Source organism: Vibrio sp. SCSIO 43137 (assembly GCF_028201475.1).
Taxonomy (GTDB): Bacteria; Pseudomonadota; Gammaproteobacteria; order Enterobacterales; family Vibrionaceae; genus Vibrio.
On record NZ_CP116383.1, the window covers coordinates 3,169,456 to 3,192,654 of the forward strand.

Consider the following 23,199-nt stretch of genomic DNA (forward strand, 5'->3'; position numbering starts at 1 on the left):
CCACGCAACCAAAAAAAATCTTGGTAATAAACTGTTCTTCAGAACTAAACTTAGTTTAGTCAAAAAAAAGTATCAAAAGGAAAAAAATGCGCAAAGAGCTGGTGCTGATAGGCGGATTTGAACCGCCGACCTCACCCTTACCAAGGGTGCGCTCTACCGACTGAGCTATATCAGCACTCTTTAGAATGGAGCGTGCAGCGGGAATCGAACCCGCATCATCAGCTTGGAAGGCTGAGGTAATAGCCATTATACGATGCACGCACACGTAACTCTGAGAGCTATTTCCTTAAGAATATGGTGGAGGGGGACGGATTCGAACCATCGAAGGCGGAGCCGGCAGATTTACAGTCTGCTCCCTTTGGCCACTCGGGAACCCCTCCAAAAATTTCTCTTTCTTAAAAGAAAGTGGTGCCGACTACCGGAATCGAACTGGTGACCTACTGATTACAAGTCAGTTGCTCTACCTACTGAGCTAAGTCGGCACATAAGTGGAGCGCATTCTATGGGATGATCTTGGCCCTTGCAATAGCTAAATTAAAAAAATTTGCCATTTCCTGAATATTCCTGTTTTTCGATGCTTTTTTACCCAAATTCTTGCTGTGTTATTGAGTTATGTTACCCATATCTCTTGAATTCATCTTTACATGATGTATTTTCGCCATCTATATAACCGTTTTGAGATTGTCTATGAACTCCTATATGTCATTCGACCGGCACTTGTGGGCTGAGCTGAGAAATTCCGTCCCGATGACGCTGTCTGAACATGATTTGCAAGAACTGCAGGGGATCAACGAAAGTCTCACCATGAAAGAGGCGGTGGAAATTTATCTGCCCCTGTCTCGTCTGATTAACCTTTATATCTCTGCCCGTCAGAGCCGTAATACCGTCCTTAACAACTTCCTCAATCGCCACGAACAGTCGGGGACCTTTATTATTGGTATTGCCGGCAGTGTGGCCGTAGGCAAAAGTACCACCGCAAGATTGCTTAAAGCACTTCTATCCCGCTGGGACAAGCACCCTTCCGTTGAGCTGGTCACCACCGATGGTTTTCTGTTGCCTAACCGTGTGCTCAATGAAAGGGATTTGATGAAGAAGAAGGGCTTTCCGGAATCTTACGATATGCGCCGTCTGGTGCAGTTTGTTTCCGATGTGAAGTCTGGTAAGCGCAATGTCACGGCACCGGTTTACTCTCATATTACTTATGACATTACTAAAGAAGAGAAAGTAGTCGACCAGCCTGACGTACTTATTATTGAAGGGTTGAATGTATTGCAGAGTGGTATGGACTACCCTCATGACCCGCACCGGGTGTTTATTTCCGATTTTGTCGACTTCTCTATCTTTGTCGATGCGGATTCTGAACTGATTGAAAAGTGGTATGTGGAGCGTTTTCTTAAGTTCCGCGAAAGCGCCTTCAGAAAACCCGGCTCTTACTTCTCCCACTACACCAAGATGGATCAGCAGCAGGCTATTCAGAAAGCTCAGGATATATGGCGATCTATTAATGGTAAAAACCTTGCCCAGAACATTCTGCCAACCCGTGAACGGGCACAGTTGATTCTGAGGAAAGGTTCAAACCATACCGTAGAAGAAGTACTGTTAAGAAAGTAGGGCTGATCTAGCCAGCCCGGAGAGAGATCTCACCGCCGATAAAGCTCTCAATGCCCTGTTCTGTTTCCAGAAGTAAGGCTCCCTGTTCGTTGATACCTCTGGCTATGCCGCTAATTTCTCTCGGGCCAAGCAGCAGGCGGACAGGGCGATCTAAGAAGTTATCCAGACGATTCCAGCGGCTGACAAAACCTGTCATTCCACGCTGCTCATACTCTTCTAATGCCAGCTTCCACGCATTGATAAGTGCAGAGGCCAGTTGATTTCTTTCCGGCACTTCCCCCATCTCTTCAAGGGAAACCCATGGCTGGTCAATGCCTGCGGTGTTCTCCGGCATAGCCACATTCAAGCCCATACCAATCACCAGATGGGCAGCACCTCCGGCCTGTCCGCTCATTTCAACTAAGATGCCGGCCAGCTTTCTATCATTAATATAGAGGTCATTCGGCCATTTCAGCTTCACTCCGGAAATACCTTGCTGCTCCAGCGCCTCAGCGATAGCAACGCCTACGATTAAGCTCAGCCCCATTGCCGCTGCCATACCGGCATCCAGCCGCCAATACATAGAGAGATAAAGGTTAGAACCGAAAGGAGAAACCCACTGACGGCCACGCCGGCCACGTCCCTGAGTCTGATACTCAGCAATACAAACTGAACCACTCGTGAGGTTTTCTACCCGTTCCAGTAAGTACTGGTTGGTTGAGTCAATAACAGGTATCAGCTCTACCGGTAGTGAAGTCGCTTCGGACAACCTACCCTGCTCCAGTAACTGAAGAGGTTTTGCCAGCTTATAGCCACGCCCGTGAACCCGGTAGATATCCAGCCCCCATTCAGAGAGCCCTTTAATATGCTTACTTATCGCGGCGCGTGAAATATTAAGTTGCTGTCCGGCCTCTTCACCGGAGATAAACTGACCATCAGAAAGAAGCTTGATGATCTTCTGCTTAACCGCGTGTTCTCTCATGACTATTTCCCTGTGATTTCAGCGAGTGAAGTTTCATTCTGCATCCCCATAAAACGAACTTCATGCTCAAGGGTCACCTGATACTTCTGTTCAACTTTACTGCGCACATGGTCGGCAAGGGCGATCACATCTTCAGCAGTGGCATTCTCGCGGTTAACAAGAACCAAAGCCTGTTCTGAATGCACCTGTGCCCCGCCGATTGTTTGACCTTTTAATTCGCATTTATCAATTAACCAGCCAGCGGCCAGCTTCATCCCGTCTCCGGCAGGAAAAGCCACAATGTCAGGAAACTGCTGTTTCAGTTCGGCATGTTTTTCTGCAGAAACAACCGGATTCTTAAAAAAGCTGCCGGCATTGCCAAGAACATCCGGATCAGGCAGTTTGCTTTGTCGGACTCTGCAAACTTCTGTAAACACCCGTAAAGCGCTGAGTTCTGCCTCAGGAATATCTCTCAGGCTCCCGTAATCAACCACGGCTTTCCACTCTTTAGCCAATTTAAGGCCAACTGAAGTAATCACCACCTTTCCATATAGCACCTGTTTAAAGATCGAATCCCGGTATCCAAACTGACACTCTTCAGCGGTTAAGCGGCTGAGGGAGAAGTCCTGCAGAGAAAGTACTTCAACATAGTCACAGATATCTTTAAATTCGACACCGTAGGCACCAATATTTTGTATCGGGGCAGAACCTGCACAGCCCGGAATTAAGGCAAGATTTTCCAGCCCGGCATAGCCATTTTCTGTTGCCCATGCCACCAGCTCAGGCCAGTCTTCTCCACCCATAATATGCAGCAGCCAGTTCTCAGGATCCTCAGAAACCGTTTTACCGAGAATACGATTAACAATAACGACCCCATGAAAATAGTCTGTAAACAGAAGATTACTGCCTTTACCCACTACCAGTTTTGGCAAATCAGCCCACTCACTGCTCTGATAAACGGAGATAAGTTCATCTACGGTATCCACAAGGATAAGAACTTCGCAACTGACATCGATAGAAAAGGTATGGTACTGCTTCAGACTGGCTTTTTTATATATCTGCATGTTTAGGTTAGAATAGCATTCTGGATTTGAAGTAATGACCTGCTATTCTACCCTATTGATCAGATAAACACAGTTTTCAATGAAACCAATCCATATTCAGCAACTCGACCCCATTAAGCTTCCTCTGGTGCAGAAGCTATACAAACAGTTTTATCCTTCGGCGAAAGCCAAAAAAGATGAACTTATTTTTATTGCCTACTGTCAGAATGAACTTAGTGGTGTCGTACGATTCAGGCCTGTCGATAAGTTCAGGCTTTTAACCGGAATGCTGGTAGCTCCGGACTACCGTGGACATGGCATAGGGCACGCTCTGATGCAATACTCTAAACAGCAGGTGCTTACGCAGGGAGATTACTGCTTTGCTTATCAGCATCTGGCAGAATTTTATTCTCAGCACGGTTTTACGGCCATACCTGCTGAAGAGTTACCACCAGCACTCAGACAGCTATTTAGCCGCTATACTTCTGCCGGCAAAAAGCTAATTTCTATGAAATTTGAGATTTAATAACAATATAGAAGCAAAGATATCTATATTAATAGCCAGAAAACCATTAACTTTGATAAAATTTCACATTGGCTATTCCGAAGTTACCGAGGTCAACAACTCAATATGATGGCGTTTAATACTCCTTTTAAAAACATGCCGACAATTGCACTTGAATCCGATCAGTTTGAAGTGCTCCTTTCAGCAAAAGATTTTCGTACTCGTCTGATTGACGAAATACGTCAGGCGAAACAGCGAATCTATATCGCCGCTCTTTACCTTGAAGATGACGATGCCGGCAGAGAAGTACTTACGGAGTTATATAATGCCAAGCAGAGTAACCCAGAGCTGGATATCGCTATCTGCGTTGACTGGCATCGCGCCCAACGCGGGCTGATCGGCGCAGAGACATCGGAAGGAAATGCGGCACTGTATAAAGAGTTCTCACAGAAGTATCAGCACAAAATCCCGGTGTACGGTGTGCCGGTAAGAGGACGGGAAGTATTTGGTGTTTTGCACTTAAAAGGCTTTATTGTCGACAATACCGTGTTATATAGCGGAGCAAGCCTGAACAATATCTATCTGCATTATCAGGATAAATACCGCTTTGATCGCTACCACGTTATCTGCAATCAGAATCTGGCCGACAGTATGGTGCACTTTATCCAGAGTGAAATGCTGGCTCATCCTGCCGTTAATCGCCTCTGTACGACAGATAAGCCAAAGACCAAAGAGCTAAAGCAGGCAATACGCCAGTTCCGCTCTTCTCTGTCTCAGGCTAAATACCAATTTGTCGATGAGCCAGTCTCAGAGCAGCAGATCGCCTTAACACCACTGGTTGGCTTAGGTAAGAGAAGAAACCGTCTCAACCAGAAAATTAACCAGCTAATCGCTTCAGCAAAAGAAGAGATTTTTATCTGTACACCATATTTTAACTTCCCGAAGAGTGTCGCTAAGGAAGTGAAGAAAGCCATTAAACGGGGTGTTAAAGTCTCTATCGTTGTGGGCGATAAAACCGCCAATGATTTTTATATTCCGCCGGAAAAAGAGTTTAAGACCATAGCCGGTCTGCCTTACTTGTATGAACTCAATCTGCGTCGTTTTGCTAAGGCAAATGAAGCCAATATGGCCAGCCGAAAGCTCTCCCTTTACCTCTGGAAGCACGACAAAAACAGCTACCACCTGAAAGGGATGTGGATTGATAAAAAGTACATGCTACTAACCGGAAACAATCTGAACCCGAGAGCATGGAGTCTGGATCTTGAAAATGCCCTTCTGCTTCAGGACCCTAATGGCAATCTGACAAATAAGTTTGAACAAGAGATGGAAAATATCCTGGAGCATACTTCATTGGTGGGCAGCTATCGTCATCTGGATAAAGTCGATACCTACCCAGTCGATGTACAACGCCTGCTCAGAAAAATCACCCGGGTAAAAGCCGATAAAGTATTACAGCGAATTTTATAATTTCGTCAATAAACCCTCTATTTTGTAAATGAAAAGCCTTCTTATTTAGAGAAGGCTTTTTTGCTTTTATTGCAACCAGTCTTGCAGCGGTTGCAACATTGTTAATGTGATTACATTTATTTAGCCCGACTCTGAAACAATGTGAAAAGTACCATTTACTTTTTTTCTTATATTTAGTCTTTTCTCAATATCACTCACTCCAACTACCCATTTATGAGTACCACCAAGTAATCAATAGGTGGTAGAACCCTTATAAAACAAGGCCTAAGCAATAAATTTAAAAAAATGAACAGTCCAATACCCACAAAGGGGTAAAGGTTATAATGGTTAAATTACCAGCGAATTATAAAGTTGAACTTGGCGCAAATTTTTACCGTACGGTTTTCTTAATATCTTAACGAATTGATCTAAATCAATCCCAATTGTTAGACAGGTGTTAACTTTTATTAGTCATTAGTTTAGTTAGAGCTAATATACTCTTTCCTCTATTCATAATTGATATGTCTGTTAACAATAAATAATTAAAAGGAAGGCCCGATATGGATGGCTACGATATCCTGGAAAAAAACGGCATAACCCGACGCTCTTTTATGCAATTTTGCACTGGTTTAGCTGCAACAATGGGAATCCATAACGCTTCTGCTGGTCAAACCGTTGCTGATGCGCTGACGCAAAAAACCAGACCCCCTGTCATCTGGATTGGCGCGCAGGAGTGCACCGGCTGTACTGAATCTTTACTTCGCTCTACTCACCCTACGGTAGAAAACCTCATTTTAGACATGATCTCTCTTGAGTATCACGAAGTATTGTCTGCTGCGGCAGGACATAAAGTCGAAGAAAACAAACATCACGCGATTGAAAAATACAAAGGCAAATACGTACTGGTTGTCGATGGCTCCATCCCGGTAAAAGATGGCGGTATCTACTGTATGGTTGCCGGAAAACCAATTCTTGAACATATTCAGGAAGCCGCTGAACATGCCGCAGCCATTATTGCCATTGGTTCTTGCGCAGCATGGGGTGGTGTTCCTTCTGTTGGGGTAAACCCGACAGACGCCCGTTCTCTGCAAGATATTCTGCCGGGTAAAACCATTGTCAATATTCCCGGTTGTCCGCCTAACCCGCATAACTTCCTTGCGACGGTTGCCCATCTTCTCACCTATAACAAGCTACCGGCTCTGGACGACAAAGGACGTCCTAAGTTTGCCTATGGCCGCTTGATCCACGAGAACTGTGAACGCCGGCCACACTTTGATGCCGGACGTTTTGCCGTTGAGTTCGGTGACGAAGGCCACAGAGAAGGCTGGTGCCTGTATAAACTGGGCTGTAAAGGTCCGGAGACCTACGGAAACTGCCCTACTCTTGAGTTCTGCGATGTTGGTGGTGGTATCTGGCCTGTCGGTATCGGCCACCCTTGTATTGGCTGTAACGAAGAGAATGTTGGTTTCACTAAGAGCATTCATCAGTTATCCAATGTCCGTCTGCCGACGCCACCAGCCCAGTTACCGGAAGTTGGTACTCAGGTTGGTGAATCTGCTTCACCGGGTGCCTCTGCCCTACTGGGTGGTATAGCTGGTCTGGCCGCAGGTGTCAGTGTAATGACGGTTCGAGAACTCACCCGACAGAACAAAGAGAAAAGTAAGGAAACCGCTGCCGACACTAACAAGGAGGCATGATGGATCGCCGTGACTTTTTGAAGCTATCAGCAACAGGGGCGGTTATTGCAACAACCAGTAACCCATCTGCTGCCCGGGAACCGCTTCTTCCCCCTGCCGAGGCTGTCGGAATGCTGTACGACGCCACACTTTGCATTGGCTGTCAGGCTTGTGTTGTGAAGTGCAAAGACGTAAACAACATGGAACCAAACCCGAATGGCGACCCTCAGTGGGAACAAAACAGCCATTTGTCTCCTTACGCCCTGAATGTTATCCGCAAATACTCAAGCGGAGAAGGCACAGAGAAGGACGTGGAGTTTAACGGCTTCTCCTACATCAAGCGTCAGTGCATGCACTGTGTAGATCCTAACTGCGTCTCTGTCTGCCCGGTTTCTGCCATGCAGAAAGATCCGGTGACTGGCATTGTCACTAATGATCCTGATATCTGTACCGGTTGCCGCTATTGCATGGTTGCCTGCCCATACAACATTCCTAAATATGAATATCATGACCCGTTCGGACAGCTACAGAAATGTCAATTGTGTAACCAGAAAGGGGTTGAGCGTATTGATAACGGTTTGCTGCCGGGATGTGTCGAAGTTTGTCCTACCGGAGCCGTTATTTACGGCAAACGCGATGAACTTCTGGCAGAAGCGAAAAAACGCCTGACCCTGAAACAAGGTGAAGAGTATAAATACCCTCGTGAACGTCTGGATGCCGGACTGGAACACGTAAAAGCCATTCCTGATTACTACCCGAGTGTTTACGGGGAAACAGAAGGCGGCGGTACACAAGTTCTTGTCCTGACAGGTATTCAACACGACAAGCTCGATCTGCCGGATATGCCGGAGAAATCTTATGGTGCCCGCTCTGAAACGGTACAGCACACTCTTTATCAGGGAATGATGCTGCCGTTTGCGGCCTTTATGGGCCTCATGTACGCCACCCGTAAGCATATGTACAACGAGCACAACGGCGACGATGAAAACAGTGCTGTTGATAAGAACAAGGAGAAGGATCATGAATGATCATAGCGATGTAAAACCGCTCGGCGGCCGACTATTCACATGGCCGGTTATCTTCTTCGGATTCTTTGCACTGGTTTGTGTTGTTGTTATCGGTAAACGACTGCTGTTAGGTCTGGGGCCGGTTACTAACCTGAACGGTGGTTATCCGTGGGGTATCTGGATCGGTTTTGACCTGTTGGTCGGTACCGGTTTTGCCTGCGGCGGCTGGGCGCTTGCCTGGGCGGTGTATATCTTTAACAAAGGGGAATATCACCCTCTTGTCCGTCCGGCATTACTGGCCAGTTTGTTCGGTTATGCCTTAGGTGGCCTGTCTATCCTTATGGATATCGGCCGCTGGTGGAACCTGCCTTACTTCTACATTCCGGGCTATTTCAATACCAACTCGGTGCTGTTTGAAACGGCACTCTGTATGACCATCTATATGTTTGTACTGGTTGTTGAATTTGCACCTGCACTGCTGGAAAAAATGGGGCTTCACATTCCATTGAAGGTTCTGAACAAGATACTGTTTGGTGTTATTGCACTGGGTGCGCTGTTACCGGCAATGCACCAGTCATCTATGGGTTCTCTGTTCCTGTCGGCTGGACATAAGATTCACCCGCTGTGGCAGAGCTATGAACTGCTGCCTCTGTTCTCACTACTGGGCGCCTTAATTATGGGCTTCTCCATCGTGGTATTTGAGGGTGGTCTGGTAGCAGCCGGTATGAAAGGCCGTATGCCGGATGAACGTCCGCTGTTCAACAAACTTATCTCCTTTGTTCAGATTCTGGTAGGTATGTTTATTGTGGTGAGATTCCACTCCATCAACCTGAGCGATAAATGGGAGTACGTTTTCGCCGGAGATATCTACTCAATCCTGTTCTGGCTGGAAAACCTTCTGTTGCTATGGCCGATTCTGGTCATCAAACGGGTACATAAGAGTGCGGTTATGCTGTTTGCCGCCGCGACCAGCCTGCTTATTGGTGCTGCAATGTACCGTATTGACCTGGCGATTGTTGCTTACAACCCGGGCGATGGTTATCAATACTTCCCGTCAGTAGAAGAGATTCTGCTCTCCTTTGGCTTAGTTGCCATCGAAGTGGTTGGTTATATCGTCATTATCAAGCTACTACCTGTACTTCCGGGTGTGGCAACCACCAACCGAATACATAAAGCCTAAGTGGCATAAAAACAATAATTAAGGGATATCACAATGAGTCAACGTATTACTATTGATCCGATTACCCGCATCGAAGGCCACTTGCGTATCGATTGCGAAATTGAAGATGGCAAAGTCACAAACGCATGGTCATCAGGCACCATGTGGCGTGGTATGGAAGAAATTCTGAAAGAGCAGGATCCACGTGATGCATGGGTATTCACTCAACGTATCTGTGGGGTTTGTACTACGGTTCACGCTATTGCTTCTGTACGTTCGGTAGAGAGTGCTCTAGATCTGGATATACCGGTTAATGCTCAGCATATTCGTAATATGATCGTAGCAGCACACGGTATTCACGATAACGTCGTGCACTTCTATCAACTCTCTGCTCTGGATTGGGTAGATGTCGTATCGGCACTTTCTGCTGACCCGGTGAAGTGTGAAGAGATCTGTGCACCATTGTCTACATGGTCTCTGAACTCAGCAGCTGAGTTCCAGAAGGTAAAAGACAAACTGCAAGGGCTTGTCGACAGCGGCCAGCTTGGTATTTTTGCCAACGGTTACTGGGGACATAAAGAGATGAAGCTCTCTCCTGAAGTTAACCTGATTGCCGTTGCGCACTATTTGCAGGCACTTGAGTATCAGAGAAACGCCAACCGTATCGTAGCCATTCTGGGCGGTAAGACACCTCATATCCAGAACCTTGCGGTAGGTGGTGTGGCCAACCCGATTAACCTTGATGCTCCGGGTGTGCTGAACCATGAACGCCTGATGTACATTAAATCCTTTATTGATCAACTGGATGAGTTTGTAGAGCAGGTATACAAACTGGATGTGGCCATCGTTGCGGCTCACTACCCTGAGTGGCTTTCTATCGGCGCAGGTGTCACTAACTACCTTGCCGTACCGGATCTGCCAACGGACGGTAAAGGCGGCAGCTTCCTGATGCCGGGTGGTTACATTGAAAACGGCGATCTTTCTACCTTCAAACCAATTACCGGCCATAAAGATCAGTATCTGATTGATGGTGTGGCTGAGAGTAGTAAGCACTCATGGTACAAAGAAGAAGGTCCTTTCCACCCATGGGAAGGTAAAACAAACCCTGACTACACCGGATTTGAAGATGATGGTAAGTACTCATGGGTGAAATCCCCAACCTTCTACGGCAAAGCGGTTCAGGTAGGCCCGCTGGCACAAGTATTGTGTGCTGTTGCATCCGGTGATGAAGCGACAACCAAACACCTGAACCACGTGTTAAATACCTTTGAAAAGCTGACCAATATTAAACCTGAGATTAAGCACCTGCACTCTACTCTGGGTCGTCACGCCACACGTGCAGTTCGCTGTGCCGTTCTTAAAGATGTCCTTAAGACTGAATGGCAGGCACTGATCGACAATATTGCAGCTGGTGATACCACCACCTTTGTGAAGCCTATTTTCCCGTATGGCGTAGTGAAAGGGGTTGGTTTCCATGAGGCGCCACGTGGTCTTCTTTCTCACTGGATCGTTATCAACGACGGTAAGATCGAAAACTATCAGGCAGTAGTACCTTCAACATGGAACTCTGGTCCGCGAAACAGCAATGATGAGCTGGGGCCATATGAGCACTCACTGATAGGTACACCGGTGGATGATCCTGAAAACCCGCTGGAGGTTATCCGCACCATTCACTCATTTGACCCTTGTATGTCTTGTGCTGTGCATATTGTTGATACGCGTGGCAAAGGGATTACTAAAGTCAAAGTGCTTTAACAGCAGCATCTGCAACTCAAAGTGGCGGCGACAAGTCGCTGCCACTTTTCCTCAAACTCCAGTTCAAGTCGTAAGTGAGGCAATCCATTGAATATTCTTGTTTTAGGTGTCGGAAACCTTCTGCTAAGTGATGAATCCATAGGCGTGCATGTAATCAGGGAGCTCGAGCAAGAGTATATCTTCCCTGAAGGTGTTGAAGTGGTCGACGGCGGGACAGCAGGTATGGAACTGCTGGACTATATTGCCGGTCGTGAGCATATGATCATTATCGATGCTGTTCTGACAGGCGATGAGCCGGGCACCGTGGTTATTCTGAAAGACGATGAAGTCCCAGCTTTATTCAACAACAAAGTTTCACCCCACCAGTTAGGCCTGTCAGATCTTCTCGGAGCACTAAAACTGACTGAAGAGTCACCGCAAAATATCTTTCTGGTCGGTATCATTCCTGAATCGGTGGAGCCGGGGCTGGAGATGACTGAAACCGTATCCAGAACCATTCCTACAGTAAAAAATCAGGTAATAAACCACCTGCAGTCCATTGGTGTGGAACTAACAAAAAGAGAACCAACCGCATGTGTATAGGGGTTCCATCCAGAGTTATCAGCCTGAGTGACGATAAACTAAGCGCCGTTGTAGAGTCCAAAAACGGTGAACAGACTGTCAGCCTGATGATGATGGAAAGCGAAGTACAGATAGACGATTACCTGCTAATTCAGGTTGGCGGCTTTGCCGTAGAAAAACTGGATAAGCAGGAAGCACTCAAAGCAATTGAGCTGATAAAAGCGTTGGAAGAAGGGGATATTGAGCGTGCCACAGAACTTTACCAGTAACCCGGCCGATATTATCGAGAAAGTATTCTCGGAGATCCATAAAAATGAGATGACAGATCTTCAGTTTGTTAATCCTAATCTTTCCGTAAAAACCATCGGTTTTGAACTGTATGAAGGCGACTGGCTGGGCGTGCTACTTACGCCATGGACCATGAATTTATTGCTGCTTGCCGGCCCGGGCAGAGAGTGGCAGCCACTTAAGGTTGGCGACCGGTTAGGTCTGAAGCTTCCTTCCGGCAGCTATACTTTCTTTGTCGGTGAACATGAACAGTTGGGAACCTATCTCTCCTGCTCTCTGCGTTCACCTGTCGGCGACATTCAGACACAGGAAGCAGGCCTTAAATTGGCAGAGGATATCCGTCGGTTAGTTACCGCCATTCCGACCACTGAGCCACATGTGGAAGATCAGTCCCGCCGGGCGCTATTTGGTAAGCTGCTTAAAAGCGAGCCCATGAGTTAACCCTTATGCAGAAGCAAGCCAACGCGCTATCCGCCGGACATATCGATATTTGCATCAGCACTGATCAGCAGTCACGGATTAGCGAATGCACCATCACTAACCTAAGACCAAAAGATATTGGTTCACTGCTTACCGGTTTATCGGCGGAACAGGCTCTGCAACGTATTCCTACCCTGTTTATGCTCTGCTCTCAGGCGCAGCAGGCTGCCGCCTTTAGTGCCCTTTCTGCCGTCGAAGGCTCAGAGATAACAGAGCAGCATACTAAACGTATTGCCACAGGTTGTGCATTGGAGTGGCTGAAAGAACATAGCTGGCAGCTCTGGCAGATGGAAAGAGAGCTGTTTGGTCAGGACTATGCCATGCCGCAGAGTATCGGGCTGAGCCGTCATCTGCTGGGAGAAATAAAAAAACTTGTTCCTGTTACCCTTGGTCCTCAGCCAAGCTACGACGAAATGGACTGGGATCCTATCCGGCAGTTATTCAGCAGCCTGTTTGCTTTAGATGGTCAGCAGTTCACACAACTTTCCATGGAGGAGCTGCTGAGCTGGTCTGAAAAGAACGCGCCCTACCCAAAACTAATGCGTGTACTACTTAAACCTGAAATGAGGGAATTTGGTGCATTTTCCGGCTGGGATATCAGTGGTGAGAGCGATTCCATCTACCGGCAACAGAATCATCCGCTGCTGCAACAAGCTATTGAACAGTGGGGGGGCAGCATAGCCAGCAGAACGCTGGCAAGGTTACTTGAGATAGCCCTGATTTGCCAAAAACCTGAGCTGACCCTGTCCGCTGTAACAGGAACAGCAAAAGCGTCCAGAGGAGACGTTACTCACAAGGTATCTCTTTCTGATCAGGGAGTAATTACTCACTATCAGATTGATGCGCCTACAGACAGATATTTCACCGAAAACGGACTGGTGCAGCAATCACTTATCCGTCAGTCACTGCCCGACCTTGTCCGGGCGAGGTTACTCATCTGGGCTATCGACCCATGCGTAGAATTTAATATTGTTGATAAGCAATCAACTAAAGGAGAGTTGAACCATGCATGAAATGTCATTGTGCGAAAGTCTGGTTCAGGTCATTGAAGAACAAGCAAAAGCACAGAACTACTCGAAAGTGAAAACCGTTTACTTAGATATCGGAGCCTTTTCCGGAATCGAAGTAGATTCCATGATGTTTTGTTTCGAAGTTGTGTGTCGCGGAACCCTTGCTGACTCAGCCAAGCTGGTGATCAATCAACTTGCCGGTAAAGCCTGGTGTTTCGATTGCAGCAAAGAAGTCAGTATCTCAGACCGATTAGATCCCTGCCCCGAATGCAATAGTTTAAGTATTCAGGCAAAAGGGGGCGAAGAGATGCAAATTAAAGAACTGGAGGTTTACTAATGTGTACTACATGCGGCTGTGCAGCCGGAAATGTCACTATCGAAGGTGCTCATCACCACGATCATCATGATCATGACCACCACCATCATCATGATCACCCGGTAAGTAGTGCTCAGGTTGTTCATCATCATCACTATCACGAACCAGTTCATATTCACTATCATATTGGCGCCGAAGCAAACCACACACATGGCCATAGTCATCACTCCCATGGTCACCATCATGAGCATGAGCATGAGCATGAGCATGAGCATGAGCATGAGCATGAGCATGAGCATGAGGAGAATTTCAGACCTGAACTGCAAGGGCAAGATCTGCACTTCGGTAAAGGAGCGGCTCATTCACACGCCCCCGGAATGACACAGAGTCGCATGGTCAAAATTGAACAAGATATTCTGGCCAAAAATGACGCTATTGCAGAGAAAAACCGCCAGTTCCTGGAGAGTCGTGAAATCCGTGCCTTAAATCTGGTTTCCAGCCCGGGCTCAGGTAAAACAACCCTTCTGACAGAGACACTAAAGAAACTGGATCATAACCGCTGCGCCGTTATCGAGGGCGATCAGCAAACCACTAACGATGCAGACCGAATCCGTCAGACAGGCGCTAAAGCCATCCAGATTAATACCGGCAAAGGCTGTCACCTTGATGCGCAGATGGTCTCTGAGGCTATTGCCCACCTTGCACCAGAAAAACAAACCACCCTGTTTATCGAGAATGTCGGTAACCTTGTTTGTCCTGCTGCCTTTGATCTGGGTGAAAGTCATAAGGTAGCGATTCTGTCAGTAACTGAAGGGGAAGATAAGCCTCTTAAGTATCCTGATATCTTTGCTGATGCCGATCTTATGCTTATCAACAAAGTCGACCTTTTGCCTCATCTGAACTTCGACCTTGATGCCTGCATTGAAAACGCCAAGCGGGTGAACCCTGACATTACACCTATGCTGGTTTCCGCCACGACGGGTGAAGGAATGCAGGACTGGCTCGACTGGCTGGAGAACCGATAGCTATGTGTTTAGGAATCCCCGGAAAGATTATTGAAATAACCGATGCTGAATCTATGTTGGGTAACGTAGAGGTCAGCGGCATCAAACGCGAAGTAAACCTTGCCTGTGTTGTAGAAAGCACCCCCGAAGCACTCGTTGGCAAGTGGGCACTGGTTCATGTTGGTTTTGCTATGTGCATTATTGATGAACAGCAGGCGAAAGAGACCTTAGCCGCTCTTGAAGCCATGCGAGCCTTAGATCATGAAATTGACGACTTTAGTCAGCGTCAGCAGATAGGAGAATAACCATGGATTTTGTTGATGAGTTCCGTGATCCGGAGTTAGCTAAGTCGATCATTGCCAACATCAAAGATGTTGTTGAGCAGATGCCCGAAGAGATGAAACCTTTGCAGATTATGGAAGTCTGCGGAGGCCATACTCATACACTATTTAAATATGGCATCTTACAGTTGCTGCCGGACTCAATTGAGTTTGTTCACGGCCCGGGCTGCCCTGTCTGCGTGTTGCCTAAATCCCGTCTGGATCAGTGTGTCGCCATAGCCGAACAACCCGATACCATACTTTGTACCTTTGGTGATGCAATGCGGGTTCCGGGCACTAATGGCTCCCTTTTTGATGCAAGGGCAAGAGGCTGTGATGTCCGCATGGTGTATTCCCCGATGGATGCCCTGCTACTTGCACAAAAGAACCCGGATAAACAGGTGGTCTTTTTTGGCTTAGGTTTTGAGACCACCATGCCGGCAACCGCAATGACGCTACAACAAGCTAAGAATCAGGGTATTACTAACTTTAAGTTGTTCTGCCAGCACATTACCCTGATGCCCACCCTGATGGCACTGCTAAATCAGGATGACGTACGCATTGATGGTTTTTTACTTCCCGGTCACCTTTCAATGATCATCGGTACTAAGCCTTATCAGCCATTAGTTGATCAATTTGGTAAGTCGTGTGTAGTTACCGGTTTTGAACCATTGGATATGCTTCAGGCATTGCTGATGCTGGTGAAACAGTTAAGAGACAAACGCTGCGAGATTGAAAACCAATACTCAAGAGTGGTTGTCGATCAAGGCAATACCAATGCCCTTAGTGCCATGGAAGAGGTGTTCGAAATCAAAGATGCCAGTGAGTGGCGCGGCCTCGGCATGATAGAAGGCTCCGGTATTAAGCTCTCTCAGCAATACCTCGATTTCGATGCAGAAAGACACTTTAAACCGCAGGCGCATACCGCTCTTGATCCGGAAGGAAGCCGTTGTGGTGAAGTATTGGCGGGCCGTTGTAAACCTATTGACTGCCCTCTGTTTGGTAAGCAATGCACACCAGAAACCGCCATTGGTGCACTTATGGTCTCTTCTGAAGGTGCCTGCGCCGCCTATTATAACTATCGACGCGATCCAATCGCGACTGAGGAGTCAGCATAATGCAGGACAGAATAACACTGGCACACGGTAGTGGCGGCAAAGCCATGCAACAGCTGATTGATCAACTGTTTATGAAACAGTTTTCCAATGAAACCCTTTGTAAACAGGAAGATCAAGCTCGTCTTCCCCTTGAGCCTATGCTGGCATCAGGAAAGCAACTGGCCTATTCAACCGATTCATTTGTTATAGACCCTATCGTGTTTCCCGGCGGCGATATCGGAAAGCTGGCCGTATACGGCACTGCCAATGATGTTGCTATGAGCGGAGCGAAACCTTTATATCTTTCCAGTGCCTTTATTCTGGAAGAAGGATTACTTTTCTCAGAGCTTGAATCTATTGTTGCGTCTATGGCGAAAGCCGCCAGTGAAGCCGGTATTAAAATTGTTACCGGTGACACCAAGGTTGTTCCTAAAGGCGCTGCTGACAAACTGTTTATCAACACAAGCGGTATAGGCGTTATCCCTGACGGTGTTCAGTGGGCAGCAGACACGATTCAGCCCGGTGATAACATTATTGTTTCCGGAACCATTGGCGACCACGGAGCCACCATACTTAACCTGAGAGAAGGGCTGGGCCTTGATGGCCTGCTAACAAGTGACTGCCAGCACCTCTACCCACTTGTTGAGGCTCTTCTTCCAATTGTAGGTGTCCGTGCCTTAAGAGACGCAACCCGCGGTGGTGTCAATGCCGTACTGCACGAGTTTGCTTCATCATCCGGTTGTGGATTTGAACTGAATGAAGATAGCCTGCCTATCACTCAGGAAGTAAGGGGAGTCTGCGAGTTGCTCGGGCTGGAAGCCATCAACTTTGCCAATGAAGGTAAGTTAATTGCGGTGGTTTCTGAGCACGATACTAAAGCTGCTATCAACTCACTAAGAGCACTGTCCGGTGGTAAAGCGGCAACCGTAATTGGTCGGGTTAATAACAGCAAGCAGGTTACTTTGAAAAATGCCTTTGGCGGCAGCAGGTGGCTTGACCTACCTTCAACGGAACCTATGCCGAGGATTTGCTAAATGACCAACGGGGTGGAGATTCGAATCAAAGGTAAGGTTCAAGGAGTCGGCTTTCGTCCTTTTGTCTGGCAACTTGCCCACGATATGAACCTGAACGGAGAAGTACTCAATGACGGTCAGGGTGTCCTGGTTCGTTTAGCGGACAGCGATAAAGCGCCAATATTTCAGCAACGTTTAGCTGATGAGCTGCCACCCCTTGCTCAAATTGAGTCTCAGCAAAGCAGCCCGTTTAACTGGCAGCAAGTTCCCGCCGGCTTTACCATTGTTGAGTCGCAGCAAACCTCGGTGGACACTCAGATCGTCCCGGATGCGGCTACCTGTCCCGAGTGTCTGCAAGAGGTCTATCAGCAAAAAGATCATAGGTACCTTTACCCGTTTAACAACTGTACCCACTGCGGGCCAAGATTTACCATCATTAAGGCTCTGCCCTATGACAGACCTAAAACGGTAATGAAGGATTTCCCGTTATGCGCGACCTGTAAAGATGAGTATAAAAACCCGGCCAACAGACGCTATCACGCCCAACCTGTTGCCTGCCATGTTTGCGGACCTTCTGTCTGGCTTACGGACAACCGGGGTCAGAAAGTAGAAGGAGAGTGGTTAAGTCAGCTAACGGAAGCCCTTAGCCAGGGTAAGATAGTCGCTATCAAATCCGTAGGCGGGTTTCACCTTGCCTGTGACGCAACCAACCCTATAGCTGTTGCTAAACTAAGAGATCGAAAGCGGAGGCAGCATAAACCTTTAGCTGTTATGGCTACAGATATAGAGTGTGTCCGTGAGATCGCTGACTGCTCTGACAACGAACAAGAGATGCTGGAAAGCCGGGTAGCACCGATTACCCTGCTAAAGAAAAAACAGAACGCTCTGCTGGCAGACAATGTTGCACCTGACTTAAATGAACTCGGTATTATGCTGCCTTCGAATCCGGTTCAGCATCTGATATCAACCTATTTCGCTAAACCGGTTGTGATGACCTCAGGTAATGGCTCCGGACTACCTCCTGCCCTGAGCAATAAGCAGGCTTTATCAGATTTGCAGGAGATTGCCGATCTATTTGTGCTGCATAACAGAGAGATTGTTCAACGCTGTGATGATTCCCTTATCCGGCTTGATAGCAACGGCCAGACAGAGACTCTGCGACGTTCCCGCGGCTTGGTTCCCGACGCATTAAACCTGCCTGAAGGGTTTCCCGATGCCGATGGCTTTATTGCTTATGGGGGTGATCTAAAGAATGCTTTTGCGGTCGGCAGGGGCAATCAATTGATCGTTAGTCAGTATCTGGGTGACCTTGCCAATATGGAGACTCAGCAGCAGTACCGTAGTACCATCGAACACTTCAGATCAGTGTATCAGCTTGAATTCGCTCATCATATCGCTGATAAGCATCCCGGCTATTTCAGTCACCAGTACGCTGCGTCTCAGTGTGATTCACCAGTCTATATCCAGCATCATCATGCTCATGTGGCAAGTTGTCTGGTGGAAAATAACTGGTCACCCGCACAAGGCAAGGTATTAGCACTGGCGCTAGACGGGTTGGGGCTGGGTGATGACGGCGAATTCTGGGGCGGTGAGCTACTACTCGCCGATTACCAGAGCTATCAGGTTTTGGGTGGCCTACCTGCCATCACACTCACTGGTGGTGATGAGGCTGCCAAACAGCCATGGCGCTCGCTATTTTCTCACCTCAACCAGTTCAGACAGGATCTGTCCATCGGTCAGCTGGAACAGCTAATGCCGGGCAAAGCCGTTAAGTTACTTGCAACAGCAACAGAGAAGCAACTTAACTGCCATAAAGTTCGTTCTGCCGGCCGCCTGTTTGATGCTGTAGCCGCTTCTCTCGGTATTTGCAGTGAAAGGGTTGAGTATGAAGGTCAGGCTGCCTGCCGGCTTGAAGCGTTAGCTGCAAGCTGCATTAATCTACCGACTGAACCGTTAGATATCGCTTTAGAAGGCTATCAACTGGATATGGCCTCATTCTGGAGCCAATGGCTGAATGTAGCGGGTTCTGAAGCAGAAAAAGCCTACTTGTTCCATGATGCTCTGGCTGATGCACTCGCAAAGTTGGTATTAAACGCACAACAAGAATATCAAACAGACCACCTTGTACTGACAGGAGGGGTATTTCACAACACCTTATTAACCCGGCTAGTTAAGCAAAAACTGGCTGACTCAATCACAATACTTCAACATCAGAAGTATTCCTGCGGAGATGGTGGTCTGGCGCTAGGCCAGCTCGCTATCGCTGTTATGCAGAAACAAAATAACTAAAGTAATCCCTATTCTAAGGAAAATAATATGAAGAAATTACTAACAACAGCTCTTATCCTTGCACCCGGTCTTGCTATGGCACACCCGGGTTCTGCTCATACCCACCCGGAAGAGCTAACCGGCGGCCTGATGCTGCTGGCAGCCGCTATCGGCGCTTACTATGTGTGGAAAAACAAGTAACTAATACAGCTTTGACAATACGCTTAAAGCCCTCTTTATTGAGGGCTTTTTTGTAATTAAGCAATAAGCAGAGGTTTTCAAAGCAAACTATGACAGTTGAAACGCTATACCTAAACGCAAAAAAGCCTCAGCATTTCTGCTAAGGCTTAGGATAAGTGGCGGAGCGGACGGGACTCGAACCCGCGACCCCCGGCGTGACAGGCCGGTATTCTAACCAACTGAACTACCGCTCCGCTGCGTGTCTGGTTAGACAAATTTAAAAGCCTGGCGATGTCCTACTCTCACATGGGGAAGCCCCACACTACCATCGGCGCTATTGCGTTTCACTTCTGAGTTCGGCATGGAATCAGGTGGGTCCACAACGCTATGGTCGCCAAGCAAAATTCTGTTTTTGATTTCACTTTTTCTAAAAAAGTGAAAACCAACAAATCGGAAAGCTGTTTAAAAGTCTTATTTACACATTCAATGTTCTATTTGAGTCCAAAACAAAACCCCTTGGGTGTTGTATGGTTAAGCCTCACGGGCAATTAGTACAGGTTAGCTCAACGCCTCACAACGCTTACACACCCTGCCTATCAACGTCGTAGTCTACGACAACCCTTTAGGATACTTAAAGTATCAGGGAGAACTCATCTCAAGGCTCGCTTCCCGCTTAGATGCTTTCAGCGGTTATCGATTCCGAACTTAGCTACCGGGCAATGCGTCTGGCGACACAACCCGAACACCAGAGGTTCGTCCACTCCGGTCCTCTCGTACTAGGAGCAGCCCCTTTCAATTCTCCAACGCCCACGGCAGATAGGGACCGAACTGTCTCACGACGTTCTAAACCCAGCTCGCGTACCACTTTAAATGGCGAACAGCCATACCCTTGGGACCGACTTCAGCCCCAGGATGTGATGAGCCGACATCGAGGTGCCAAACACCGCCGTCGATATGAACTCTTGGGCGGTATCAGCCTGTTATCCCCGGAGTACCTTTTATCCGTTGAGCGATGGCCCTTCCATTCAGAACCACCGGATCACTATGACCTGCTTTCGCACCTGCTCGAATTGTCATTCTCGCAGTCAAGCGGGCTTATGCCATTGCACTAACCACACGATGTCCAACCGTGTTTAGCCCACCTTCGTGCTCCTCCGTTACTCTTTGGGAGGAGACCGCCCCAGTCAAACTACCCACCAGGCACTGTCCTCACCCCGGATAACGGGGCTAAGTTAGAACATCAAACATACAAGGGTGGTATTTCAAGGATGGCTCCACTGTATCTGGCGACACAGTTTCAAAGCCTCCCACCTATCCTACACATGTAGGCTCAATGTTCAGTGCCAAGCTGTAGTAAAGGTTCACGGGGTCTTTCCGTCTAGCCGCGGGTACACTGCATCTTCACAGCGATTTCAATTTCACTGAGTCTCGGGTGGAGACAGCGTGGCCATCATTACGCCATTCGTGCAGGTCGGAACTTACCCGACAAGGAATTTCGCTACCTTAGGACCGTTATAGTTACGGCCGCCGTTTACCGGGGCTTCGATCAAGAGCTTCGACCTAAGTCTAACCCCATCAATTAACCTTCCGGCACCGGGCAGGCGTCACACCGTATACGTCATCTTACGATTTTGCACAGTGCTGTGTTTTTAATAAACAGTTGCAGCCACCTGGTATCTGCGACTTCCGATAGCTCCATCCGCAAGGGACTTCACCGTCAGAAGCGTACCTTCTCCCGAAGTTACGGTACCATTTTGCCTAGTTCCTTCACCCGAGTTCTCTCAAGCGCCTTGGTATTCTCTACCCGACCACCTGTGTCGGTTTGGGGTACGATTCCTTACAATCTGAAGCTTAGAGGCTTTTCCTGGAAGCATGGCATCAATGACTTCACGCCCTTGGGCGCTCGACATCGTGTCTCGGCCTTAAGATTTCCCGGATTTACCTAAGAAATCAGCCTACGCACTTGAACCTGGACAACCGTCGCCAGGCCCACCTAGCCTTCTCCGTCCCCCCATCGCAATTGTAAGAAGTACGGGAATATTAACCCGTTTCCCATCGACTACGCCTTTCGGCCTCGCCTTAGGGGTCGACTTACCCTGCCCCGATTAACGTTGGACAGGAACCCTTGGTCTTCCGGCGAGGGGGTTTTTCACCCCCTTTATCGTTACTCATGTCAGCATTCGCACTTCTGATACCTCCAGCAAACCTTACAGTTCACCTTCAACGGCTTACAGAACGCTCCCCTACCCAATATCTAAAAGATATTGCCGCAGCTTCGGTGTATAGCTTAGCCCCGTTACATCTTCCGCGCAGGCCGACTCGACCAGTGAGCTATTACGCTTTCTTTAAATGATGGCTGCTTCTAAGCCAACATCCTGGCTGTCTGAGCCTTCCCACATCGTTTCCCACTTAGCTATACTTTGGGACCTTAGCTGGCGGTCTGGGTTGTTTCCCTCTCCACGACGGACGTTAGCACCCGCCGTGTGTCTCCCGGATAGTACTTACTGGTATTCGGAGTTTGCAAAGGGTTGGTAAGTCGGGATGACCCCCTAGCCTTAACAGTGCTCTACCCCCAGTAGTATTCGTCCGAGGCGCTACCTAAATAGCTTTCGGGGAGAACCAGCTATCTCCAGGTTTGATTGGCCTTTCACCCCTAGCCACAAGTCATCCGCTAATTTTTCAACATTAGTCGGTTCGGTCCTCCAGTTGATGTTACTCAACCTTCAACCTGCCCATGGCTAGATCACCTGGTTTCGGGTCTATACCTAGCAACTCGACGCCCAGTTAAGACTCGGTTTCCCTACGGCTCCCCTAATCGGTTAACCTTGCTACTAAATATAAGTCGCTGACCCATTATACAAAAGGTACGCAGTCACACCACGAAGGTGCTCCTACTGCTTGTACGTACACGGTTTCAGGTTCTATTTCACTCCCCTCACAGGGGTTCTTTTCGCCTTTCCCTCACGGTACTGGTTCACTATCGGTCAGTCAGTAGTATTTAGCCTTGGAGGATGGTCCCCCCATATTCAGACAGGATATCACGTGTCCCGCCTTACTCGATTTCACTAATAATGACGTGTCGGTTACGGGGCTATCACCCTGTATCGCTGGACTTTCCAGACCATTCACCTGCATCATTAAAAGCTTAAGGGCTAATCCAATTTCGCTCGCCGCTACTTTCGGAATCTCGGTTGATTTCTACTCCTCCGGGTACTTAGATGTTTCAGTTCCCCGGGTTTACCCTGTTAACCTATGTATTCAGTTAACAGTAACTGCTTATGCAGTTGGGTTTCCCCATTCGGAAATCGTAGACTCAAGTGGCTTTTACTGCCTAATCTACGCTTATCGCAAGTTAATACGTCCTTCATCGCCTCTGACTGCCAAGGCATCCACCGTGTACGCTTAGTCACTTAACCATACAACCCCAAGAGGTTTCTATGTATGGCAAACAACCAAGGTTTGTGTCTCTCATTATTTGAATGAGCGAGAGACATTTCGATTTTGCCGGACTCAAATATAA

Annotated in this window: 20 protein-coding genes, 5 tRNA genes and 2 rRNA genes; 18 read left to right on the plus strand and 9 right to left on the minus strand. The window is 47.9% G+C overall.

The genetic code is table 11. From position 1 onward, the window contains the following. Positions 1-99: 99 nt before the first annotated feature. From PK654_RS14860 to PK654_RS14875, 4 genes are all read right to left on the minus strand, one after another. Positions 100-175: transfer RNA gene (locus tag PK654_RS14860), tRNA-Thr, on the minus strand. Between the two features lie 11 nt (positions 176-186). Further along, a tRNA-Gly gene (locus PK654_RS14865) sits at positions 187-261 on the minus strand. Between the two features lie 34 nt (positions 262-295). Further along, positions 296-380, minus strand: a tRNA-Tyr gene (locus PK654_RS14870). Positions 381-406: 26 nt separating this feature from the next. Then, positions 407-482: transfer RNA gene (locus tag PK654_RS14875), tRNA-Thr, on the minus strand. A 205-nt stretch (positions 483-687) separates the two neighbouring features. On the opposite strand from PK654_RS14875, the gene coaA reads away from it, so the two are divergent. After that, a complete protein-coding gene (gene coaA / locus PK654_RS14880) occupies positions 688-1,611 on the plus strand; it encodes a type I pantothenate kinase (RefSeq protein WP_271696727.1) in 924 nt (307 codons plus the stop codon). Between the two features lie 7 nt (positions 1,612-1,618). Here coaA and birA read toward each other — a convergent pair whose 3' ends face one another. Further along, positions 1,619-2,572, minus strand: coding sequence for a bifunctional biotin--[acetyl-CoA-carboxylase] ligase/biotin operon repressor BirA (birA, locus tag PK654_RS14885; protein ID WP_271696728.1), 954 nt, complete (start codon positions 2,570-2,572; stop codon positions 1,619-1,621). A 2-nt stretch (positions 2,573-2,574) separates the two neighbouring features. After that, a complete protein-coding gene (murB, locus tag PK654_RS14890) occupies positions 2,575-3,615 on the minus strand; it encodes a UDP-N-acetylmuramate dehydrogenase (RefSeq protein WP_271696729.1) in 1,041 nt (346 codons plus the stop codon). Between the two features lie 79 nt (positions 3,616-3,694). Here murB and PK654_RS14895 point away from each other — a divergent pair, with 79 nt between their 5' ends. The 17 genes from PK654_RS14895 (at position 3,695) to PK654_RS14975 (ending at position 19,700) form a co-directional block, all read left to right on the plus strand. Then, entirely contained in the window at positions 3,695-4,120 is a 426-nt protein-coding gene (locus PK654_RS14895; protein WP_271696730.1) for a GNAT family N-acetyltransferase, read from the plus strand. Positions 4,121-4,225: 105 nt separating this feature from the next. Beyond that, the gene (pssA, locus tag PK654_RS14900) at positions 4,226-5,566 is read left to right on the plus strand and encodes a CDP-diacylglycerol--serine O-phosphatidyltransferase (protein WP_271696731.1); all 1,341 of its coding nucleotides are present in this window, start codon (positions 4,226-4,228) and stop codon (positions 5,564-5,566) included. Positions 5,567-6,105: 539 nt separating this feature from the next. Then, positions 6,106-7,242, plus strand: a complete 1,137-nt coding sequence (gene hybO, locus PK654_RS14905) for a hydrogenase 2 small subunit (protein WP_271696732.1) — start codon at positions 6,106-6,108, stop codon at positions 7,240-7,242. Further along, a complete protein-coding gene (hybA, locus tag PK654_RS14910) occupies positions 7,239-8,249 on the plus strand; it encodes a hydrogenase 2 operon protein HybA (RefSeq protein WP_271696733.1) in 1,011 nt (336 codons plus the stop codon). Before hybO ends, hybA begins: the two co-directional genes overlap by 4 nt. Continuing rightward, on the plus strand, positions 8,242-9,408 hold the full coding sequence (gene hybB / locus PK654_RS14915) for a Ni/Fe-hydrogenase cytochrome b subunit (RefSeq protein ID WP_271696734.1): 1,167 nt from the start codon (positions 8,242-8,244) through the stop codon (positions 9,406-9,408). Before hybA ends, hybB begins: the two co-directional genes overlap by 8 nt. Positions 9,409-9,441: 33 nt before the next feature. Next, positions 9,442-11,142 carry a hydrogenase 2 large subunit gene (gene hybC, locus PK654_RS14920; protein WP_271696735.1) on the plus strand — a complete coding sequence of 567 codons (1,701 nt, stop codon included), beginning with the start codon at positions 9,442-9,444 and terminating at the stop codon, positions 11,140-11,142. 87 nt (positions 11,143-11,229) lie between these two features. Continuing rightward, positions 11,230-11,724 (plus strand): HyaD/HybD family hydrogenase maturation endopeptidase, encoded by a 495-nt coding sequence (locus tag PK654_RS14925; RefSeq protein WP_271696736.1) that lies wholly within the window; start codon positions 11,230-11,232, stop codon positions 11,722-11,724. Further along, on the plus strand, positions 11,715-11,972 hold the full coding sequence (locus PK654_RS14930) for a HypC/HybG/HupF family hydrogenase formation chaperone (RefSeq protein ID WP_271696737.1): 258 nt from the start codon (positions 11,715-11,717) through the stop codon (positions 11,970-11,972). The genes PK654_RS14925 and PK654_RS14930 overlap by 10 nt, the downstream gene beginning before the upstream one ends. After that, positions 11,950-12,432, plus strand: a complete 483-nt coding sequence (gene hybE, locus PK654_RS14935) for a [NiFe]-hydrogenase assembly chaperone HybE (RefSeq protein WP_271696739.1) — start codon at positions 11,950-11,952, stop codon at positions 12,430-12,432. The genes PK654_RS14930 and hybE overlap by 23 nt, the downstream gene beginning before the upstream one ends. A 5-nt stretch (positions 12,433-12,437) precedes the next feature. Continuing rightward, positions 12,438-13,484: a hypothetical protein gene (locus PK654_RS14940; RefSeq protein WP_271696740.1), complete on the plus strand. Its 1,047-nt coding sequence runs from the start codon at positions 12,438-12,440 to the stop codon at positions 13,482-13,484. Beyond that, positions 13,477-13,818: a hydrogenase maturation nickel metallochaperone HypA gene (gene hypA, locus PK654_RS14945; RefSeq protein WP_271696741.1), complete on the plus strand. Its 342-nt coding sequence runs from the start codon at positions 13,477-13,479 to the stop codon at positions 13,816-13,818. Before PK654_RS14940 ends, hypA begins: the two co-directional genes overlap by 8 nt. Further along, a complete protein-coding gene (hypB, locus tag PK654_RS14950; RefSeq protein ID WP_271696742.1) occupies positions 13,818-14,822 on the plus strand; it encodes a hydrogenase nickel incorporation protein HypB in 1,005 nt (334 codons plus the stop codon). Before hypA ends, hypB begins: the two co-directional genes overlap by 1 nt. Before the next feature lie 2 nt (positions 14,823-14,824). Continuing rightward, the gene (gene hypC / locus PK654_RS14955) at positions 14,825-15,106 is read left to right on the plus strand and encodes a HypC/HybG/HupF family hydrogenase formation chaperone (RefSeq protein WP_271696743.1); all 282 of its coding nucleotides are present in this window, start codon (positions 14,825-14,827) and stop codon (positions 15,104-15,106) included. Positions 15,107-15,108: 2 nt separating this feature from the next. Further along, positions 15,109-16,239, plus strand: a complete 1,131-nt coding sequence (gene hypD, locus PK654_RS14960; RefSeq protein ID WP_271696744.1) for a hydrogenase formation protein HypD — start codon at positions 15,109-15,111, stop codon at positions 16,237-16,239. Beyond that, on the plus strand, positions 16,239-17,252 hold the full coding sequence (hypE, locus tag PK654_RS14965; protein ID WP_271696745.1) for a hydrogenase expression/formation protein HypE: 1,014 nt from the start codon (positions 16,239-16,241) through the stop codon (positions 17,250-17,252). Before hypD ends, hypE begins: the two co-directional genes overlap by 1 nt. After that, the gene (gene hypF, locus PK654_RS14970; protein WP_271696746.1) at positions 17,253-19,520 is read left to right on the plus strand and encodes a carbamoyltransferase HypF; all 2,268 of its coding nucleotides are present in this window, start codon (positions 17,253-17,255) and stop codon (positions 19,518-19,520) included. It abuts the gene before it with no gap. A 27-nt stretch (positions 19,521-19,547) separates the two neighbouring features. Then, entirely contained in the window at positions 19,548-19,700 is a 153-nt protein-coding gene (locus PK654_RS14975; protein WP_271696747.1) for a hypothetical protein, read from the plus strand. Positions 19,701-19,856: 156 nt separating this feature from the next. Here the strand turns inward: PK654_RS14975 and PK654_RS14980 are convergent. The 3 genes from PK654_RS14980 to PK654_RS14990 form a co-directional block, all read right to left on the minus strand. Continuing rightward, positions 19,857-19,933, minus strand: a tRNA-Asp gene (locus tag PK654_RS14980). 29 nt (positions 19,934-19,962) lie between these two features. Next, positions 19,963-20,078: ribosomal RNA gene (rrf, locus tag PK654_RS14985) — 5S ribosomal RNA — on the minus strand. Between the two features lie 128 nt (positions 20,079-20,206). Further along, positions 20,207-23,095: ribosomal RNA gene (locus PK654_RS14990) — 23S ribosomal RNA — on the minus strand. Positions 23,096-23,199 lie beyond the last annotated feature (104 nt).

Coding starts and splice junctions, on each gene's coding strand:
- hypF (WP_271696746.1), top strand. CDS start 17,253: ATGACCAACGGGGTGGAGATTCGAATCAAAGGTAAGGTTCAAGGAGTC.
- hybA (WP_271696733.1), top strand. CDS start 7,239: ATGATGGATCGCCGTGACTTTTTGAAGCTATCAGCAACAGGGGCGGTT.
- hybO (WP_271696732.1), top strand. CDS start 6,106: ATGGATGGCTACGATATCCTGGAAAAAAACGGCATAACCCGACGCTCT.
- PK654_RS14930 (WP_271696737.1), top strand. CDS start 11,715: ATGTGTATAGGGGTTCCATCCAGAGTTATCAGCCTGAGTGACGATAAA.
- hybC (WP_271696735.1), top strand. CDS start 9,442: ATGAGTCAACGTATTACTATTGATCCGATTACCCGCATCGAAGGCCAC.
- hypD (WP_271696744.1), top strand. CDS start 15,109: ATGGATTTTGTTGATGAGTTCCGTGATCCGGAGTTAGCTAAGTCGATC.
- hypC (WP_271696743.1), top strand. CDS start 14,825: ATGTGTTTAGGAATCCCCGGAAAGATTATTGAAATAACCGATGCTGAA.
- murB (WP_271696729.1), bottom strand. CDS start 3,615: ATGCAGATATATAAAAAAGCCAGTCTGAAGCAGTACCATACCTTTTCT.
- coaA (WP_271696727.1), top strand. CDS start 688: ATGAACTCCTATATGTCATTCGACCGGCACTTGTGGGCTGAGCTGAGA.
- PK654_RS14975 (WP_271696747.1), top strand. CDS start 19,548: ATGAAGAAATTACTAACAACAGCTCTTATCCTTGCACCCGGTCTTGCT.
- PK654_RS14895 (WP_271696730.1), top strand. CDS start 3,695: ATGAAACCAATCCATATTCAGCAACTCGACCCCATTAAGCTTCCTCTG.
- birA (WP_271696728.1), bottom strand. CDS start 2,572: ATGAGAGAACACGCGGTTAAGCAGAAGATCATCAAGCTTCTTTCTGAT.
- hypB (WP_271696742.1), top strand. CDS start 13,818: ATGTGTACTACATGCGGCTGTGCAGCCGGAAATGTCACTATCGAAGGT.
- hypA (WP_271696741.1), top strand. CDS start 13,477: ATGCATGAAATGTCATTGTGCGAAAGTCTGGTTCAGGTCATTGAAGAA.
- hybB (WP_271696734.1), top strand. CDS start 8,242: ATGAATGATCATAGCGATGTAAAACCGCTCGGCGGCCGACTATTCACA.
- pssA (WP_271696731.1), top strand. CDS start 4,226: ATGATGGCGTTTAATACTCCTTTTAAAAACATGCCGACAATTGCACTT.
- PK654_RS14940 (WP_271696740.1), top strand. CDS start 12,438: ATGCAGAAGCAAGCCAACGCGCTATCCGCCGGACATATCGATATTTGC.
- hypE (WP_271696745.1), top strand. CDS start 16,239: ATGCAGGACAGAATAACACTGGCACACGGTAGTGGCGGCAAAGCCATG.